The organism is Nocardia sp. NPDC056952 (assembly GCF_042674185.1).
Classification (GTDB): domain Bacteria; phylum Actinomycetota; class Actinomycetes; order Mycobacteriales; family Mycobacteriaceae; genus Nocardia.
On the sequence record NZ_JBHURA010000001.1, the window covers coordinates 1,362,946 to 1,379,726 of the forward strand.

The 16,781-nt window shown below is 65.3% G+C and carries 14 protein-coding genes; 7 read left to right on the forward strand and 7 right to left on the reverse strand.

Going from position 1 to position 16,781, the window contains the following annotated elements; genetic code table 11:
- The first annotated feature begins 428 nt into the window (after window positions 1-428).
- Window positions 429-2,069: a CocE/NonD family hydrolase gene (locus tag ACFTS5_RS06195; protein WP_378627907.1), complete on the forward strand. Its 1,641-nt coding sequence runs from the start codon at window positions 429-431 to the stop codon at window positions 2,067-2,069.
- Between the two features lie 201 nt (window positions 2,070-2,270).
- Here the strand turns inward: ACFTS5_RS06195 and ACFTS5_RS06200 are convergent, their stop codons facing one another.
- Both ACFTS5_RS06200 and ACFTS5_RS06205 read right to left on the reverse strand, forming a co-directional pair.
- On the reverse strand, window positions 2,271-2,894 hold the full coding sequence (locus ACFTS5_RS06200; protein WP_378627908.1) for a TetR/AcrR family transcriptional regulator: 624 nt from the start codon (window positions 2,892-2,894) through the stop codon (window positions 2,271-2,273).
- A 194-nt stretch (window positions 2,895-3,088) separates the two neighbouring features.
- The gene (locus ACFTS5_RS06205) at window positions 3,089-4,423 is read right to left on the reverse strand and encodes a lipase family protein (protein ID WP_378628356.1); all 1,335 of its coding nucleotides are present in this window, start codon (window positions 4,421-4,423) and stop codon (window positions 3,089-3,091) included.
- A 387-nt stretch (window positions 4,424-4,810) separates the two neighbouring features.
- Between ACFTS5_RS06205 and ACFTS5_RS06210 the strand changes: the two genes are divergently transcribed.
- Both ACFTS5_RS06210 and ACFTS5_RS06215 read left to right on the forward strand, forming a co-directional pair.
- Window positions 4,811-6,259 carry a lipase family protein gene (locus tag ACFTS5_RS06210; protein ID WP_378627910.1) on the forward strand — a complete coding sequence of 483 codons (1,449 nt, stop codon included), beginning with the start codon at window positions 4,811-4,813 and terminating at the stop codon, window positions 6,257-6,259.
- 111 nt (window positions 6,260-6,370) lie between these two features.
- Entirely contained in the window at window positions 6,371-8,158 is a 1,788-nt protein-coding gene (locus ACFTS5_RS06215) for an AMP-dependent synthetase/ligase (protein WP_378627912.1), read from the forward strand.
- A gap of 244 nt (window positions 8,159-8,402) precedes the next feature.
- On the opposite strand, the gene ACFTS5_RS06220 is transcribed toward ACFTS5_RS06215, so the two are convergent.
- Window positions 8,403-9,005 (reverse strand): TetR/AcrR family transcriptional regulator, encoded by a 603-nt coding sequence (locus tag ACFTS5_RS06220; RefSeq protein WP_378627913.1) that lies wholly within the window; start codon window positions 9,003-9,005, stop codon window positions 8,403-8,405.
- A gap of 63 nt (window positions 9,006-9,068) precedes the next feature.
- Between ACFTS5_RS06220 and ACFTS5_RS06225 the strand changes: the two genes are divergently transcribed.
- The 3 genes from ACFTS5_RS06225 to ACFTS5_RS06235 all read left to right on the forward strand — a co-directional run bounded on the left by ACFTS5_RS06225 (window position 9,069) and on the right by ACFTS5_RS06235 (window position 12,413).
- Window positions 9,069-10,415, forward strand: coding sequence for a flavin monoamine oxidase family protein (locus ACFTS5_RS06225; protein WP_378627915.1), 1,347 nt, complete (start codon window positions 9,069-9,071; stop codon window positions 10,413-10,415).
- Window positions 10,416-10,547: 132 nt separating this feature from the next.
- The gene (locus tag ACFTS5_RS06230) at window positions 10,548-11,906 is read left to right on the forward strand and encodes a flavin monoamine oxidase family protein (RefSeq protein WP_378628357.1); all 1,359 of its coding nucleotides are present in this window, start codon (window positions 10,548-10,550) and stop codon (window positions 11,904-11,906) included.
- A 147-nt stretch (window positions 11,907-12,053) separates the two neighbouring features.
- On the forward strand, window positions 12,054-12,413 hold the full coding sequence (locus ACFTS5_RS06235; protein ID WP_378627916.1) for a nuclear transport factor 2 family protein: 360 nt from the start codon (window positions 12,054-12,056) through the stop codon (window positions 12,411-12,413).
- 15 nt (window positions 12,414-12,428) lie between these two features.
- Here ACFTS5_RS06235 and ACFTS5_RS06240 read toward each other — a convergent pair whose 3' ends face one another.
- The gene (locus ACFTS5_RS06240; protein WP_378627918.1) at window positions 12,429-13,709 is read right to left on the reverse strand and encodes a cytochrome P450; all 1,281 of its coding nucleotides are present in this window, start codon (window positions 13,707-13,709) and stop codon (window positions 12,429-12,431) included.
- A gap of 471 nt (window positions 13,710-14,180) precedes the next feature.
- Here ACFTS5_RS06240 and ACFTS5_RS06245 point away from each other — a divergent pair, with 471 nt between their 5' ends.
- Window positions 14,181-14,876: a TetR/AcrR family transcriptional regulator gene (locus ACFTS5_RS06245; RefSeq protein ID WP_378628359.1), complete on the forward strand. Its 696-nt coding sequence runs from the start codon at window positions 14,181-14,183 to the stop codon at window positions 14,874-14,876.
- 47 nt (window positions 14,877-14,923) lie between these two features.
- Here ACFTS5_RS06245 and ACFTS5_RS06250 read toward each other — a convergent pair whose 3' ends face one another.
- From ACFTS5_RS06250 to ACFTS5_RS06260, 3 genes are all read right to left on the reverse strand, one after another.
- The gene (locus tag ACFTS5_RS06250; protein WP_378627919.1) at window positions 14,924-15,124 is read right to left on the reverse strand and encodes a hypothetical protein; all 201 of its coding nucleotides are present in this window, start codon (window positions 15,122-15,124) and stop codon (window positions 14,924-14,926) included.
- A gap of 33 nt (window positions 15,125-15,157) precedes the next feature.
- A complete protein-coding gene (locus ACFTS5_RS06255; RefSeq protein WP_378627921.1) occupies window positions 15,158-16,231 on the reverse strand; it encodes an oxygenase MpaB family protein in 1,074 nt (357 codons plus the stop codon).
- A gap of 194 nt (window positions 16,232-16,425) precedes the next feature.
- On the reverse strand, window positions 16,426-16,776 hold the full coding sequence (locus ACFTS5_RS06260) for a hypothetical protein (protein ID WP_378627922.1): 351 nt from the start codon (window positions 16,774-16,776) through the stop codon (window positions 16,426-16,428).
- Between the last annotated feature and the right edge of the window lie 5 nt (window positions 16,777-16,781).

Consider the following 16,781-nt stretch of genomic DNA (forward strand, 5'->3'; position numbering starts at 1 on the left):
AGACGAGAATATTTACTTGCAGAATGCAACTATACATTAGATTACTTGTGCTAATCAACTAGCTTGCTCTGCGGGCTCTTCTGTGAGAAGTCGGCCGGTGTCGGACGTGAAGGAGACTTCCTCGGATATTCGACGACCGAGGGGTGATTGCGGTGAGCGCTGGTTTGCCGGGAACTTCGAGAGGTCGCGTAGTTCACCCCGTATCCGGCCGCTCGACGCCGTGAAGCGTTGGGGCAGAACATGATCAGTCAACAAGTGTGGGGCGGGGAATCCGGATATCAACTGTGGCAACAGAACACGCAGATGATTGATGTCGATGTAGCATAACTGGTGAGCGGGGGGCTCGGATCTGAACCCGCAGTGGCTCCCTTGCTTGTCGCGAAACTGTTCTGCTGCCGTGAAATACACCAATTCGACAGGAGATCGCCATGCCAGAAGCTCGCCCGGACCGCCTGCGTCTACTCGCCCCCGATCAGGAAGCCGCCGCGTTCGCCGTCGTTGCCGATCTGCTCACCGGGAACGCGGCCGGCGTCCCCGACTACTTGGTCGATGACATCGCCGCCGTCCGCGGGCGGTGCCGGTTCGCTCAGGTCCAGATTCCCGGCTACGACGGCGATCTGCTCGACGCGATGGCCGCCTGGCCGACCAGCGGTGGCCCCCATGCGCTTGTCGTGCTTCCCGCCGGTTTGGACCCGGCGGGCTGGAAAATGTACTCCGGAGCGCTGATCAGGCTGCTCATGCGCGGCTACGCCGTCGTTGCCTATACCGAGCGCGGCTTGCCCGGTTCCGGTGGTGAGCTGACAGTGGCCGGTCCCGAAGACGTCGCGGACGGGTCGCTGGTGATCAGCTGGGCGCTCGATCACCCGGAAATCGAGGTAGACCCGGAGCGTATCGGCATGGCCGGTATCTCCTACGGCTCAGGCATCGGCCAGCTCGTCGCCCAGTCCGATCCGCGCGTGAAAGCGGTTGTCGCCCTGAGTACATGGGCTGACCTCGGTGAAGCGTTGTACGACAACGGGACCCGCCACATCCTCGCCGCTGAAGCGCTGGCTGCGATCAGTGAGAAGCCCAGCGCCGAACTGGTGAAGGTGCTCGAGGACTTCCGGACGAACACCGACATCGAAGGTGTGCTGAAGTACGCGCGACGACGGTCACCCGCCCACATGCCGGATCCGCGCCGCCCCGTGCCGACCTTCTTCACCAGCTACTGGCACGAGACCATTTTTCCCCAGAACCAGCTGCTGAGCTACTTCGCCGAGTTCCCCGGCCCCAAGCGCCTGGATCTGGCAATCGGAGATCATGGGGCAGTGGAGATCCCGGGCTTGCTGCTCGGTGTGTACACCCGCACCACCGAGGCTGCATACGACTGGCTCGACCACTATCTCAACGGTGTCGACAACGGCATCGATGACGACGGTGCCGTGCACACCGAGACTATGCACAGCTTCACCGTCTCCTCCTTCGTCGGTGTGGAAGGCTGGTCGTCCAACCCGATCCGCACCTACTATCTCGCCGCGCCCGCGAGTGGATCCGGCGACGGCGCGCTGGTTCTCGACCCGCCATCGGAGTTCAGTCGGAACATCCGTTCCGGGGACCCGAATGTCCGCGCCGTGAATCAACTGGTCATGGACGGCTTCCGTGAGCGGCTGCTCATGCCCGTGCGGCACAAGCTCGCCGAGGTCGACCGTTCCGCCGCAGCGGTGTGGACGAGCGCTCCGCTCCCGTCGCCGCACCACATCGCGGGCATCCCGCGAATTCGTGTGACGGTGACGCCCACCACCAAGGCCGCCACCGTCGTCGCCTATCTCTTCGACCTGGACGTGGTCACCGGCAACCTGAAGATCATCACCCATGCCGCGACCACGGTGAGCAACGCCGTACCAGAACACCCCACCGCAGTCGAACTGCGCTTGCAGGCCACCGACTATCGAGTCCCCGCCGGCCACCGGCTTGCCGTCATCCTCGCCACCGAGGACCCCTTGTACGCCGGCGAAACCGAACCTGGCACCGTGGTGACGCTGTCCGCCTTCCACGGCGCCGCGGGTATCGATATCCCTGTGGCTGACTGATACCACCGGCGACTGATTGCCCTGGACAGCCCGGTCTCCGGCAATCAGTCGCCCGAAGCATGTGTGGCCATGAGTTGTCGTCGATGGGGAACTCGGGTACTTGCCGCAACACCGCAACCGCAAGGCGTGCTCGGCATCGACTCGAACGACGGCATGAAGCGCCGTTGCTAGTGAATCGGCCTGCGCGGTCGGCGGAGGGTTTCACATCACGCTGATGAGGAAGCGCGTCAGAACCTCGACCAGATCCTCGAGTTCGGCGGACGTTCCACCGATGCTCCACTGATGAACCAGCGCCATGAGCGCTCCGATGAAACCCGTTGCTGCGGCGCGGAAACCGCCTGCGGGAACGAAGTCCGGGTCTCGCGCCTGCTTCAGTTCTGCCGTGAAGAACTGTACCCAGATCTCACGCTGGTCGACCCGGTGTTTCTCGACATCGGCACTCACGCCGACGATCTCGACGAAAGATACACGTGCACGATGGGGGTTCATCCCGATCGATTCGGCGTAGGCACGCACAGCGATACGCGCCCGCGTGGGCGCGTCCACATCGCCGGCCTCGCTCAGCGCCTCGACCACCGCCCGACGCGCATCAGCCTGAATCAGGTCGTATACCGCCAGCAGTAGTTGCTCGCGGTTGCCGAAATGCTCATAGAATTGCGCGCGGGCCAACCCGGCGGCTTTGCACACCATCGTGATGGATGTGCCTTGATAGCCCTGCTCGCCGAACACGGCGAGACCAGCTGTGATGAACTGCTCTCGCCGTTCAGCCCGGCGATCCTCGACCGGGCGACCGTCGTAGACACGTGGGGACCCGCTCGCAATCACGCCGTCAACTCTAGTGGCCCGAGCGCGGTCGGTTGATAATGGGCCGTTCGGCCACGGTCACCCGAACGCAGTGGCCCGGGTGACCGCAGATCAGGTCGGCACGCTCGCTGACCAGCGGAAAACGCTGTCAGCGGCAGCCGATGGACAGTTCGGAGCAAGCCGATGATTCGGCGGTCCACTCCGAGTTCGCTCGACTATTTCGCTCCGATCGGTTTGCCGAAGAACGACGCGATCGTCTCGCCGAAGATGGACGCGAACAAGGTCATTCCGTCCGGATTCAGGGCTAGCCAGCCCGCATCGGTGATGTTGCACCCGGGCTGTGCGGGAACCCCGTCGAGTCGATCCTTCAACCACAGCAGCGCCGGCGCGGCCCCGGAGATCTCCGTTGTGATGTGCTCGGCGAAGTGCTCGCGCGTGTATTGCACTGTCGCCGTGGGGCTTTCGCAGTAGGTGTGTACCAACGTGTTCACCGGACCGACCGGGATGAGTTCGTCCGGGTTGGCGTTCCAGATATACATCGGCATGTCGGGAACAGACTTACCCATGCGGGTCTTGTCCATGGTCGCCATCACGACGGGGTCGCGCAGCGGGTCACCGCCGGGAGTCCGCAGCATGCCCGAGATGTTCAGGAAGGGCACCAGCGCGGTGTTGTACTGCACGCACAGCCCGCCCTTGATCGTCGCCAGACCTTTGCCCAGCGGGTCGAGGTCGCGGTTCAACATCTCCGCGAAATCCGGATACTCACGCGAAAGGCCGAGGACCGCAGCGTAGATGATCCCGGACCACGCCCCGTTGTTGCCGTTGCTGAGCACCGCACCGAGATCGGCGGGAACACCGCCCTCGGCGACACCCACGATATTGAGCTCAGGTGCGTAGCTTTGTTTCAGCTCGGCCGCGTGGCCAGTGGCGATCGCGCCGCCGGAGTATCCGTACATGCCGATGCGCGCGTCCGGCGTGACTCGTAGCGGCTCGAAACTCCGGGCGGCCCGAATGCCGTCGAGGGTGATCCGGCCGGCCAGTGGCCCAGCCGCATACGCGCTGTCGGGCCCCTGATGGTCGGGGATCACGACGGCCCAGCCCTGCTGCACTGCCGCTTGCGCGATCACGAACTCTGCCGGAGCGACGATCTGACCGGCCAGGATGGCAGGCGACCATTGCTGCACGGCATAGGACGGCGCGCAGTACCCGGCCAGCGAATCCTCGGCGATCTGCATTGACACCAGCTTCGACGGTGTCGAATTCCGCGGCTTGAGTACCGTCGCGACGGCCGGGATGGCCTGGTCGCGGCTGTTGTTGGACCGGTAGGACACCTGCCATGCATCGACGTTGAGCGGTATGACACCGGCGTTTGCGACGTTCACCTGACGCGCGGCGATGATCTCCCCGGGCGCTTTCGCCGCGACGATGTCGGCGGCCGGCCGGTAGAAGGCGGGATCGAGCTCCGGCGGAGCCGGAATCGGAGCGGCGGGTTGAACTGCGGCCGGCTCGGCCGTGCTGGAGGCGGCGCCGGCGATCATCGCGATTGCCATCGCCCCCGCCGCCAGCCCGATCAGACGGCGGCTAGCCGCTCCTGGACGAAAGTTCATCTTCCCCAACCTCTCGAGTGTGCGCCAGTGCACTGACCCAGACGCTGCGTGCTCCAAGTCGCAGCGAAACATTAGACGTCGTTGTCTATGTATGTCCAATCTCGATCGCCGCTCGTGGCCTGGCTGCTTGCCGTGCCTTTTAGCAGGATCGTTTGAGGTCGGCATGCGTGCACTCAACGCGCTCGGGGGCGAAGCCTGTGGGATCGAGCGTCTGGGACAGATGTTCTTCGTTGTCGACTCAGCTGTGACTTGCCTCATCTCTCGCCGGATGGGTAGTGTGCCCCACATCTTAGATATTCGCGTCCAACAATGATGCTGGGAGTGCTCGATATGGCCGCAGTGAACTGGCGCGCGCCGGTGAGAGACCGTCACGGCCGAACCAAGTCGCGGGCCCGTTCGCTCGCGTTCGCCGTGATGATGGTCGCGGGGACCGCTACGGTCGTCGTCGCTCCAGCGTCGGCGGTGCCGTTCGACGGAGTCGTGCAGCCCGCGCCGCCGTTCGTGAGTTCACCGGCGATACCGGAGTTCGATTCCTTCTACCGTCCGCCCGCGGACGTCGTCGCAGCCAAGCAGCCCGGCGAGATCATCGCCGCGCGGCAGGTCAACGTCGCGACCTATAACGTGCTGCCGCTCAATGTCGATGCCTGGCAGCTGTCGTATCGGTCGAACAACAGTCGCGACGAACCGATCGGTGCTGTCGCGACCGTGCTGAAGCCGCGCGGAGAAGTGCCACGCGGGTCGCGCAACTTGCTCTCGTACCACATGGCCGAGGACTCGACGGGTAAGTACTGCGCCTCGTCGTATTCGATCCAGCAGTGGGCGCTGCCCGGCTTCGTGACCGGTCAACTGGTCGCGCCGATCGGCTTCCTCGAGGTCCAGGTGGCGTTGCAACAGGGCTGGGCCGTGGTGGTGCCCGATCATCAGGGGCCGAACGCGGCCTTCGCGCACGGCCCATTGGCCGGGCGGATCGCGCTCGACGGCATTCGCGCGGCCGAGAACTTCACGCCGATGGGTCTGGACGGGGCGGCGACCAAGGTCGGGATGATGGGCTACTCCGGTGGTTCGGTCCCCACGATGTGGGCGGCCGAGATGCGCAAAACCTATGCGCCGGAACTGAATATCGTCGGCGCGGTCTCCGGCGGAACAGATGCCGACCTGGGGGAGTTGGTGAATCTGGCGAACAACAACGCGGCCTCCGGTCTGGTGTACGCGGGCATCATCGGCCTGGCGCATGAAGAGCCGGAGTTCGCCGCCTTCCTGCGCGAAACGAACAATCCGCTGGGGCAGGCACTGCTGACCGGAAAAGACCAGCTGTGCGTCGGTTTCCAGGCCGCACTGTTCCCGTTCATGAACATCAAAGGACTGTTCGATACGCCCGGAGATCCCCTCGCGACACCGGCTGCCCAGGCGGTGATCGAGCGCACCCGGATGGGTAAGAGTGTGCCGGACATGCCGGTGTTCCTGTACCAGGCGAACATGGATTGGCTGGTGCCCGTCGGGCCGGTCAACAAGCTCTACGGCACCTACTGTCAGGATCCGAACGCGCGAGTGACCTACACCCGTGATCACTTCAGCGAGCATCTGAGCCTGGAGGGTATCGGCCTGCCGAGCGCCATGATGTGGATGCGTGATCGCTTCGCTGGGGTGCCGGTCGAGAGCGGTTGTCAACTCGATGAAGTCGGCTCCATGGCGTTGGATTCGCGCACATGGGGGGAGTGGGTCTCGATCATCGGCGGTGAACTGGCGGCCTTCTTCGGTCAGTCCATCGGCACCCGCTGACGCTCTCGGCCGGGTCGACTCGTGGATCGCGACCAGGCGACTTTGTGCGCCGGGCTTCGTGATCGTTCAATGTTAGACGTGATAGTCCAAGATAATTGAGGAGGTCGCACCGTGCAGTTCACGGCGCCCGCTACCGAGACCGTTCCCAGCGACGCAGGCCTTGCCTCGGTGGTGTACGAGTTTGCCCGCACCGAACCTGGATACGTGCCGTTCCAGGTTCCCGATGGTCGCGGCGCGTGGTCCGACATCGGCATCGGCGAGTTCGCCGCCCAGGTGACCGCGGTGGCGAAAGGTCTGATCGCCTCAGGGATCGAAATGGGTGATCGGGTGGCGATCATGTCGGCCACCCGCTACGAGTGGGTGCTGCTGGACTACGCGATCTGGGCAGCCGGTGCCTGCACCGTCGCCATCTACGAGACTTCGGCGGCCGAACAGGCCCAGTGGATTCTCGAAGATTCCGGCGCCGCGCTGCTGATCGTCGAAACCGCCGAACACGACATGATCGTGCGCGAAGTCGCCGAGGCGGCACCTGGATTGAAGGAGGTGCTGAGGATCGATGACGCAGCGATCGCGACGCTGACCGAGCGCGGCGCGGGACTCGACAACGATGTCGTCGCCGATCTGGTGGCGACCACCACCGCGAGTACGCCGGCGACGTTGATCTACACCTCGGGAACCACGGGCAGGCCCAAGGGCGTCATGCTCACCCACGGCAACCTGCGCGCCGAATCGGCGGCCACACGCTCGGCACTGGCGGACACGATGTCGGACGGCGACAGAACACTGATGTTCCTGCCGCTGGCACACGTGTTCGCCCGGGTGATCTCGATCGGTGCGGTAGAAGCCAAGGCCACGGTCGCTCACACCTCGAATTGGTCCACGCTGGTCGACCAATTCGCCGCATTCAAGCCGACTTTCCTGCTGTCGGTGCCGCGCGTATTCGAGAAGGTGTTCAATTCCGCCGAGCAGAAGGCGCATGACACGGGTCGGGGCGTGGTGTTCGACTACGCCGCCGCCACCGCCATCGAGTGGAGCAAGGCGATCGACACGGGTGGCCCGGGGCTGTCGTTGCGCGCACGCCACTTCTGCTTCGAGCGCCTGGTGTACGCGAAACTGCGGGCCGCGCTGGGTGGAGAATGCCGTAGCGCGGTCTCCGGGGGCGGCCCGCTCGGGGCACGACTCGGCCACTTCTATCGCGGGATCGGCCTTCCCGTGTACGAGGGCTACGGTCTGACCGAGACCACAGCGGCGATCACGCTGAACACCGCCACGCACTCACAGGTGGGGTCGGTGGGCAGGCCACTCCCCGGCCACTCTGTACGTGTCGCCGAAGACAGCGAATTGCTGGTACACGGGCCGGTCGTGTTCGACGGTTACTGGAACAATCCAGAAGCGACCGCCGAAGCATTCGACGACGGCTGGTTGCGCACCGGCGATCTCGGCACGGTCGACGTCGCGGGCTATGTCACCATCACGGGCCGCAAGAAGGAGATCCTGGTGACCGCGGCCGGCAAGAATGTCTCCCCGGCGCCACTCGAGGATTCGCTGCGGGCACATCCGCTCATCAGCCAGGCGATGGTCGTCGGCGACGGGCAGCCGTTCATCGCCGCACTGATCACTCTGGACCGTGAAGCGTTGCCGGGATGGCTGGCCAGAAAGGGTCTGGCGACAGATACCCCGATCGAGGTACTGGTGCACGCGCCTGCGGTCGTAGACGAGATCGATAGCGCAATCGGTGCGGCCAATGCCAAGGTGTCCAAGGCCGAGGGAATCAAGAAGATTCGGATCTTGCCCGACGAATGGACGCAGGAAGCGGGGCACCTCACGCCGAAGCTGTCGCTGAAACGGAATGTTGTCATGGCACGGCACGCCAAGGACATCGCCACGCTGTATAGCTGAGATAAGCCCCGCGTATGTTCACACCGGATAGGATCAGATGGGCGCCGAAGGCCTGATCTTCTGGACTCGTCCCCTCGATGCGCTGGGCCTACACGTGGCACGACCTCGAGCACCCTCGGCGGATCAAATGTCCGGCAGTGTCAACTCGGTGCAGAGGGGCCTTCGTCTCCTGCCTTCATCGGGCGAATGATCTCGTGGCCTGCGGGTCCGGCCTAGCAAACGGTCTGGGCTCGTGCTGTTTTTTTCAGTGGTGTGCGCTGCCGATTATCAGCCCGCCGAGCAGGGCGCGGGCCAGCTCTGCCGCTCGAGTGCGACCGAGGGTGACATCGTCGGATTCGGCGATGGTGAGCGACATTTCGGTGAGGGCGCCGTATAGGGCGCTGGCGAGCAGTTCGGGCGGGTGCGGGTGGATATGGCCGGCATCGAGCAGGCGTTGGGCGCCTTCGATGACGAGCCCGATGAGGTGGCGCTGGTCGACTTCACGCCAGCGTCGCCAGCCCAGCGCGATGGGGCCCTGCAGCAGCACGATGTGGCGGTACGCGGGTTCGGTGCAGATGTCGAGGAAGGTTTCCATCGCGCGATCGACGCGTTCCACCGGATCGGTCGAGGAGTCCAATGCGGCTCGGATACGTTGTGCCGCTTGTTGTTCCAGGTCGTCGACGACCGCCTCGAACAGCCCCTTCTTGCCATCGAAGTGGTGATAGAGCGCGCCGCGGGTGAGGCCGGCGGCCCGCACCAGCTCCTCTGCCGACAGATCGGCGTACTCCCGTTCGGCGAACAAGCGAGCCCCGGTCTCGAGCAGCGTCTGTCGAGTGTTCTCGACGTGCTTGTCACGCAAAGACTCCATGCGCTATGTTTAGCACATACAGCGTGTATGTCAGATTCGCTCTGAATCGAGGATGTGGCCGGTATGGACAAGTCGGTGGACGTCGTGATCGTCGGCGCCGGAGCTGCGGGCCTGGTCGCCGCCCGTGACCTGGTACGCAGCGGCTCCGAGGTGCTGGTGCTCGAGGCACGGGACCGGGTGGGTGGCCGTCTGCTCAACGCCGAGCTGCCCGGTGGCTCGCCGATCGAGGTCGGTGGGCAGTGGGTCGGTCCGACCCAGCATCACGTGATGGCGCTGATCGGGGAGCTGGGCCTGCGGACCTACCCCACCCACACCGTCGGGCGTCACATCGCCGAGCTGGGTCGATCCCGTTCCGAGTACACCGGCCGCATCCCACGGGTGAACCCGCTGGCGCTTCTCGACATCGCCCAGACGCAGCTGCGGCTGGACCGCTTGGCGCGCAAGGTCGCCCGGGCCGCGCCGTGGCAGTACGAGCTGGCAGAGTCCCTGGACGCGCAGACCTTCGACACCTGGCTGCGTAACCACGCCCATACCGCCGACGGGCGAGCCTTCTTCCGATTGATCACCGAGGCCGTGTTCTCCGCGGGGCCGGAGGACATGTCGGCGCTGTGGGCGAACTTCTACATCGGCGCCGCCGGCGGACTCGACGCGCTGATCAACGTCGCCCAGGGCGCCCAGCAGGACCGGATCGTGGGCGGTACCCAGACCATCGCGCTGGGCATGGCCCAGGAACTCGGGGACCGGATCGTCCTCAACAGTCCGGTGACCGAAATCGATTGGGACGACACCGGAGTGCGAGCCCGCGCCGACGGTGCGACGGTGCGTGCGCGCCGTGCCGTGATCGCGGTGCCGCCGCCACTGGCCGCCCGGATCCGGTTCGCCCCGGGCCTGCCCGGTGATCGGGACCAGCTCGTGCAGCGGATGCCGATGGGCCGGGTGATCAAGGTCAATGTCGCCTACGACGAACCGTTCTGGCGGGCCGAGGGCTGGTCCGGGCAGGCCAACAGCGACCGGCGAGCCCTGGGCACCGTCTTCGACAACACCCCCTTCGGCGGTGGCCCCGGCGTGCTGGTCGGATTTCTCGAGGGCCGCCACGCCGACACCAGCGCCCGGCTGGCCTCGGCCGACCGTCGCGCGCTGGTGCTCGAGGATCTGGCCGGGTACTTCGGCCCGCGGGCGCGTAAACCCATCGACTACATCGAAAAAGACTGGGCCGAAGAGGAATACAGCCGCGGCTGCTACGGCGCGTTCACCACGCCCGGCACGCTGACCCGGTTCGGACCCGCGCTGCGCCGCCCGATCGGCCCGCTGCACTGGGCAGGCACCGAAACCGCCACGCGCTGGCCCGGTTACATCGACGGTGCCACCGAGTCGGGCCACCGCGTCGCCGAAGAGATCCGCAGCGCCTGACCGCCGCTGCGGCGAACAAATGACAGCCATCGCCGATTGTTGCTCGCGCACACAGGCCATCACGGCACAGGTGCACTGCGATTGATTCAGTTGTGGACAGGGCGGTCTCGTCCGCCCGGAAAGGCAGACATGATGCACGAGGACTCCACGCGTACTGAGGGCCCCTCCGGTTCGGCTCAGGCCACAACGGTGGCTGTGGTCGGGGCAGGGTTGGCGGGACTGACAGCGGCGCGCGCTCTGCACCGCGCAGGTGTCGATGTGCTCGTGCTCGAGGCCGCCGACCGGTTGGGCGGGCGGGCGATGAGCGAAACCACCGCGCTGGGGTCACGCGTGGATCTGGGCGGGCAATGGATCGGCCACCACCATCACCGCATCGCCGCGCTGGCCCGCGAGCTCGGTGCCACCCAGTTCCGCATGCACACCACGCCGCTGCCGACCATCCTCGACGGTGCTCGCCGTGTACCGCTGGGGGCGCCGTCGATGCTGGCGACCGTAGGCCTTCTTCTCGGCCTGGAAGCGTTGTCGCACATCGATCCGCCCCAGCGGTGGGACACCACGACCGTCGCGGACTGGTTGGCCAAGGTGCCCGGGCGCACGCCACGACGACTCCTGGAACTGGCCGCCCTGACCTCGTGGACCGCCGACCTCGACCGGTTGTCGGTGCAGGCGATGATGACGTTGATCCGCCTGCAGGGCGGACTGCGGACCATGCTGTCGACCACCGGCGGCGCGCAGGAGGATCTGCTGGTCGAAGGTGTCGGCACCCTCATCGATCGCCTTGCCGACGACCTGAGCCCCCGTGTTCGTCTCGGGCACCGGGTCGCCTCGATCGTGGCGGGCGCCGACGGCGTCACCCTCGCCATGACCGAGGGGACGATCCACGCCACCAAAGTCGTGGTGACAGTTCCGCCACCGTTGCTGGACCGCATCAGCTTCCAGCCGTCCCTGCCGCCCGATCGGATCGCCGTTGCTACCCGCACCTACATGGGATCGGTATACAAAGCGATCGCGGTCTTCGACCGGCCGTTCTGGCGAGACCGCGGCACGAATGCGCAGATCATGGTCCTCGGTGCTCCCGGGATCGCGGTGTTCGACACCAGCCCGCCCGATGGTCCCGGCCACCTGTGCATGCTGGTAGCCGGCCCGCCCGCCCGCGCACTCGACCAGCTCGGCGCCGCCTCTCGGCGCGAAACCCTCCTCGGTCCCCTGATTTCCCAGCTCGGCACCGAGGTCCTCGAGCCGGTGAGCTGGCACGAGAAAGCCTGGCATCTCGACGACAACGTCGGCGGCGGCTACACCGCACTTCCCGAACCGGGCACCGATGCGCTCATGCCACTGCCGTTCACGCCGGTGGGCGACATCCATTGGGCCGGTACCGAAACCGCGGTCGATCACCCGGGCTACCTCGACGGTGCCATCGAATCCGGCACCCGCGTAGCCCACGAAGTCCTCGACGCCCTCGCGCAGCGAGACCAGCTCACGACGCGATAGTGAAGCCGACGGCAAGCACCTTCCGTGGCGAGACGACTGAGTGGCGAGTCGGGAACCCCTTCGCGCGCCGGGTCGGCATCACTGGCAGTCTCAGCCGAACGCGAACATCGTGGCGTGAGTGCGACATCGGCTGGCAGGGTGGGGCGCATGGAGAACTTGCGGGACGCTGAGCGGCGGTTGCAGGCCGCGCAACTTGCTGGGGATGTGCAGGCACTGGATCGTCTGCTGGATGACCGATTGATCTTCACCTTCGGCGCGGACGTCTACACCAAGGCCGATGACCTGGAGGTTCACCGCACCCGGACGCAGGTGGTGACAGCCTTGGTCGAGGAAGAGCTGAGCGTACTCACCGACGGGCGTGCCGGGGTGACCTGGTTTCTCGGGACCGTCGAGGGGACCGTCAACGGCGAGCCTTTCGGGGCCAGGATGCGTTACACGCGTTCCTGGTTGCACGACGATGTCTATGGCTGGCGGATCATCGCAGCACATGCCAGCACGACGGATTGATGGTCGGTGCGCTGTTCAGTTGACCAGAATCGGCGCCCCGTCGGACGGCACATTCGTGATATTGCGGACCCGGCCCCGCGTCGTCGCGGCCGCGGGCAGGGACAGGACGTGGCGGCGCAGGATCTCTTGGAGCACCGCCGCGCCCTCCATCAGCGCGAAACCCGCTCCGATGCACCGGCGCACCCCACCGCCGAACGGCAGCCAGGTATTCGGCGCCACGCTGCCGTCGAGGAAGCGGTCGGGCCGGAACACCGCGTCCGGGAAGGCCTCTGGCCGCTTGTGGGCGAGCAGGATCGAGGTCGCGACGACGGTGTCAGCGGGCAGGTCGTAGCCGCCGATCGTCATGTCGCGGGTGAGCTTTCGCACGACCCCTCCGATGACCCAGTGGTAGCGCAGTGCTTCCTTCATCACCGCTTCGAGGTAAACGGTGTCGCCGTCGAGCGCGGCCTGGCGGGCGAGGTCCTGCTGGGCGGGGTTGGCGGCCAGCTCGCGTAGCGCCCATGACAGTGCGGCCGAGGTCGTCTCGTGCCCGGCGGCGAGCAGGGTGACCAACTGATCGCGGAGTTCGTCTGGGGTGAGCGGGGTGTCGTTGCCGCTGCCCGCTGCCATCAGCCGCGACAGCACATCTGCGCCCGTGGCGTTGCTGCCGGTGCGGCGCTGCTCGATCTCGGCGTAGAGGTGGGCGTCCAGACTGGCCCGATCGTCGTGGAACCGCTTCCAGGGTCCGCGTTTTTGCAGGGCCGGGTAGCGGGAACCGAGCAGGGTGAGCGGTGCGATGTCGGTGATCCGGCGCATAGGTGGACCGAGTAGGTCGCGGCGGCGCGGATCGGCGACACCGAGCACTACCTCGCCGATGACATCGAGGGTGATCCCGGTCATCGCGTCCAGGCTGCGGACCGTCGACCCAGCCCGCCAGGTCTCCACGTGGGTGGCGGCGATCTGCTCGATCATCTTGCGATAACCGGTCATAGCGGGCCCGGTGAAGGCGGGCATCAGCAGGCGGCGGGCACGAGCGTGCTCGGCTTCGTCGGTGATGAGCACCGAGTGATCGCCGAGCAGCGGACGCAGGATGCCGTTGCTCTCGCCGGCGTGCAGGTCGGTGGGGGAGGCGGCGAAGATCTCGCGGACGTGTTCGGGGCGGGTGAACACGACCAGATGACGGGCGTAGGGCGGCACCAAGCGCAGAGTGAAGGTGTCGCCGTAACGGCGAGCGGTGGCGGTCATGAACCGCTCCCGCGCTTGCACATACCGGATCGTCTGCGCGATCGCGGGTAGTCGGGGGCCGGGCGGGTACATGGCGACGGTCCTCTCCTGGATACTTCACTCCACGGTAACCCCGGGCGGTGGCGCCGGTGACATGGACGGTGTGACGATCGCCGGAGTTGCAGCGTTGATGGCCGCGCATCCGACTCGGGAACGCCTGTGCGAGCTGCTGATGCCCTCTATCGATCCGGCCGTCAGTCGGATGCGCTGCACCAGTTCCACCGCACTAAAAAGCAGCGATGAATTGGGTGTGGTCCCCGGCGTCCGCTGCTCCGTTTTTACGAGGATATCTTGGCTCATGATTCGTCCCTTGAATCCGCTGAGTCCGCACTGCGCAGAACCGAATCAGGTAATGTGCGCTGATAATGTCCGGCCGGGTTGTGATACGAATTCTCGGCTCACTGATGAGCCATTTGCGGCGGCGAGCATCGGAGAACTTTTTGCAGGGGATTGCTGACGACCGCTGCCGGAATGGGAGATGATGTAGTGGTGAGTACCGAAAGCATGTCGGCGAACGTTCGCCCCAAGCGCCGCAACGGACCCCGACTACCGCCGGACGAGCGTAGAACGCAGCTGCTCGACGCCGCGCTCCGTGTTGTCGGGGATGCCGGGCTCGCGAACTTGACAATGCAGGCAGTCGCCAAGGAAGCCGGCGTGGCAAAACCTGTGCTCTATGCCATGTATCCCACAGCACCGGAGCTGGTGGCGCACCTGCTGCACCGGGAACATTCACGCGGAATGGGGCAGGTCTTCGCGGCTATGCCGCGTGACCTGCACGAATCTGACCCTGATCGCGAGTACGTCGCGGCGGTGATGGCCTTTCTCGAATCCGTCGCCGCGGCTCCGACCCGCTGGCGTCTGATCCTGCTGCACAGCGACGGTGCGCCGTCCGACTATCGCGAATTGCTCGGCGCTGCCCGCGACAAGCTCCTCGATCAGTGTGTCGAGCTGTTGGCCGCCGGTTTCGCTGTACGCGGCGGCCCGCATGAGGCCGACATCGAACTGATCGCGCACGTCATGCTCGGATTCACCGAAGTGCTGGGACGGATGGTGTTGTCGGATCCGCAACGCTTTCCGCCCGAAAGGTTGCGCCCCACCGTCCGATCCATGGTCCGGACCTTGCCCAACGAGCCGGGCGCCGCAACTGCTGGGATGGAGAGAACGGTGTTCGGCCCAGCTGGGCTGCATATCGACAGCTGACGGCACGATCCGCTCACCGCATACGGTGAGCGGATCGTGCCGGTCGTTTACCGGAGATCGATATCGGCAATAATCAACACAGGCCAGGCGATCACCTCGCCGATGGTGGAGAACAACCGGTCGAGCCCGTGCAATTCGCCCAAATGGCTGTCGTGGGTAATCAACCAGATCACACCGATCGCAAAATAGGGGACCCCACCGGCGATTGCCAGATACACCATCTGACGGATGCTGATCTGTCGTTCCATGAGCTTTGTCAACATTCTTGCTCTCTATTCTGTTCAGGCGATGTCGCCGAGGATCTGCTGCGACTCGATGAGCCCCTCGTCCGAAGGGGGTAAACCTTCGCCCAAAACGCGGTTGCGTTGTTTCTGGCGGAGTGCGTGATGGGCTTGCGAAGGGATGTCGTATCCATATTTTTTCTGTGCCTGCCGGGGTGTCGTCGTCACCGGGTCCTTCGGCACTACTCCGAGCAACACAGGCGCCGCTACCGGTACCGTGGTGGGGGAGATCAATTGCAGTAGTAGCAATTGCAGCCGGGTGTTCAAGCTGACCAACGTCATCGCCGCGCTCAGCCAGGGGATCACGAGGAGGTCCAGCGCCCGCCCGGTCGGCAACCCGGCCATTTCCCGCATCCAGCGCGGCATCGTGGCCAAAGTTCCGCGCCGAAGGAACGCCGCGACCAATTTGAACAGTGGTCGAAGCACGAGGGGCATCGGCGGCAGCATCACTTCGGCGTCGAGAAGATGATTCATCGCCTTCTTGGCGATATCGGATCCGATGAGTTGTGGCCGCATGCGTTCGAAGTACTGCGCGATACCCTCGCGGGTACGGGGAACATCGGCAGGGTCGCAGGTTTGGAGCTCGGCGGCGCGGGCGCATTCGTGCCAGTACTGCGATTCTTCGTCCGGGCTGAGTCGCCCGGGTCCGAACTTCTCGTAGGCGACCAGCAAGGAATGCCACGCGGTGAGGTGGATCCACAGCTGTGACTGCGGATCATTTGCGTCGTAGTACCCGCCGGTCACTGGATCGATTCCCACGGCCTTGGAATGGATCTTGACCAGGATGTCGGCCACACTCGCCGTCGACCGACTGTCGGCGAACATCACCATCGCGAAGTATCGCAACGTGCGGTCGTAGCGAGTGCGGGGCCGGCTGTAGATCGCACTCGTGGTGTCCACCGCCGCGATCAACGCGGGGTCGAGTTCCTCGATGACGACCGCACGCTGGAAACCGATGGTCAGCCCGGTCGGATAACTCCATACTCGCCACGCGACGGAATCGGGTCCGAAGAACCCGTAGTCCTCGGCGGGCGCCACCTCCGGTAGCGACAACCAGGTGCGTAATGCTGCCATGCGCTTCTCCCCAAAATATCTGCTGTCGGGTCGCTGTGACGATCCGTGTTGTTGATTACTACGCGTGCGTAGATATTGAGTAAGATATTAGCAGTGCCTATCCGGAACCGCTACGGCTATCGCGGTATTGCGGCCGGAATCCGAACGATAAAGAATGCCCGATGAATTGCGCGACCCACTATTCTCGGGGCGTGCTAGGAACGGACAGTGCGTACCGCGCGGGCGAGCAACCACACGCAGGTCGCGAGCCCTATCGCCGCACAGGTCAGTAAGAGCGCGGCAGTTGCGGCGTAGGCGGCCCAGACGGGCAGCAGCTGTTCGAGCCCGCGGACCAGAGCCGCCAGGGCGAATACTCCACCGAGAGTGGAGGTCACGGCCGCTATGGTCACAGCGAGCCCGGCCGCGACAGCGAGTCGCAGCCGTCCTGCGAGCGCGGTCGCGAGACGGGCGGCCCGGCGTCGGCCTCGGCGCGCGGCGGAGCTGTGCAGCGCGCCGACCAGCAGCGATTCGGAGTTGGTGTGGGGGAACGTAGTCTGGTCGGTCATCGGGC

Excerpts from the sequence above, each read along its gene's own strand:
- ACFTS5_RS06250 (WP_378627919.1), bottom strand. The coding sequence starts at position 15,124 with ATGGAACGACAGATCAGCATCCGTCAGATGGTGTATCTGGCAATCGCC.
- ACFTS5_RS06245 (WP_378628359.1), top strand. The coding sequence starts at position 14,181 with ATGTCGGCGAACGTTCGCCCCAAGCGCCGCAACGGACCCCGACTACCG.
- ACFTS5_RS06260 (WP_378627922.1), bottom strand. The coding sequence starts at position 16,776 with ATGACCGACCAGACTACGTTCCCCCACACCAACTCCGAATCGCTGCTG.
- ACFTS5_RS06235 (WP_378627916.1), top strand. The coding sequence starts at position 12,054 with ATGGAGAACTTGCGGGACGCTGAGCGGCGGTTGCAGGCCGCGCAACTT.
- ACFTS5_RS06225 (WP_378627915.1), top strand. The coding sequence starts at position 9,069 with ATGGACAAGTCGGTGGACGTCGTGATCGTCGGCGCCGGAGCTGCGGGC.
- ACFTS5_RS06255 (WP_378627921.1), bottom strand. The coding sequence starts at position 16,231 with ATGGCAGCATTACGCACCTGGTTGTCGCTACCGGAGGTGGCGCCCGCC.
- ACFTS5_RS06230 (WP_378628357.1), top strand. The coding sequence starts at position 10,548 with ATGCACGAGGACTCCACGCGTACTGAGGGCCCCTCCGGTTCGGCTCAG.
- ACFTS5_RS06220 (WP_378627913.1), bottom strand. The coding sequence starts at position 9,005 with ATGGAGTCTTTGCGTGACAAGCACGTCGAGAACACTCGACAGACGCTG.
- ACFTS5_RS06205 (WP_378628356.1), bottom strand. The coding sequence starts at position 4,423 with ATGGCAATCGCGATGATCGCCGGCGCCGCCTCCAGCACGGCCGAGCCG.
- ACFTS5_RS06195 (WP_378627907.1), top strand. The coding sequence starts at position 429 with ATGCCAGAAGCTCGCCCGGACCGCCTGCGTCTACTCGCCCCCGATCAG.
- ACFTS5_RS06240 (WP_378627918.1), bottom strand. The coding sequence starts at position 13,709 with ATGTACCCGCCCGGCCCCCGACTACCCGCGATCGCGCAGACGATCCGG.
- ACFTS5_RS06210 (WP_378627910.1), top strand. The coding sequence starts at position 4,811 with ATGGCCGCAGTGAACTGGCGCGCGCCGGTGAGAGACCGTCACGGCCGA.